Genomic DNA, 1,070 nt, shown 5'->3' with positions numbered 1-1,070 from the left:
CGGCCACCTTCGCGGATAGCGAAGCGGAGCTGCTTTTCCATGGCGATCGGGGCGATGAGGTTCACGTGGATCGTGACGGTGTCACCCGGGGTCACCATTTCGACGCCTTCCGGAAGCTGAATCGTGCCGGTAACGTCGGTGGTGCGGAAGTAGAACTGCGGACGGTAGCCGTTCATGAACGGCGTGTGGCGGCCACCTTCGTCCTTCGTGAGGACGTAGATTTCTGCCTTGAACTCGGTGTGCGGGGTCACGGACTTCGGGGCGGCGAGAACCATGCCACGGACGATGTCCTTCTTTTCGGCGCCACGGAGGAGAAGACCGACGTTGTCACCGGCCTGGGCGTCGTCGAGGAGCTTGCGGAACATTTCCACGCCCGTGATGACGTATTCGGTGGTTTCACCGAGACCGATGCGTTCGACCTTGTCGTTGAGGCGGACGATACCGCGTTCGATACGGCCGGTAGCGACAGTGCCGCGGCCGGTAATGGTGAACACGTCTTCGATCGGCATCAGGAACGGCTTGTCGGTATCGCGCTGCGGGAGCGGGATGTAGGTGTCGCAAGCGTCCATGAGTTCCATGATCTTGTCCTGGTAGGCAGGGTCGCCTTCGAGGGCCTTGAGGGCGGAACCGCGGATGATCGGGGTGTTGTCACCGTCAAATTCGTACTTGGAGAGAAGTTCGCGGACTTCCATCTCGACGAGGTCGAGGATCTCGGCGTCGTCGACCATGTCGACCTTGTTCATGAACACGACGATCTTCGGCACGCCCACCTGGTGAGCGAGGAGGATGTGTTCGCGGGTCTGGGGCATCGGGCCGTCAGTAGCGGCCACGACGAGGATGGCGCCGTCCATCTGGGCAGCACCGGTCACCATGTTCTTCACGTAGTCGGCGTGCCCCGGGCAGTCGACGTGAGCGTAGTGACGGTTTGCAGTGGTGTATTCGACGTGAGAAGTGTTGATCGTGATACCACGGGCCTTTTCTTCGGGAGCGTTGTCGATTTCGTCGAAACGCTTGGCGGCGGCGAGGCCGCGGGCAGCGAGGGTCGTGCAGATTGCGGCGGTCAGGGTGGT

Annotated in this window: 1 protein-coding gene; it reads right to left on the bottom strand. The window is 61.6% G+C overall.

All coding sequences use genetic code 11. From position 1 onward, the window contains the following. Positions 1 to 1,070 (bottom strand): elongation factor Tu (gene tuf, locus BUB22_RS15975; protein ID WP_073116676.1); only part of this gene is annotated, 1,070 nt, incomplete at both ends.

The sequence above is a fragment of the Fibrobacter sp. UWCM genome (genome assembly GCF_900129735.1).
GTDB lineage: Bacteria > Fibrobacterota > Fibrobacteria > Fibrobacterales > Fibrobacteraceae > Fibrobacter.
The sequence above is the reverse complement of the archived record's forward strand: the minus strand, read 5'-3'. Positions and strand labels throughout refer to the sequence as shown.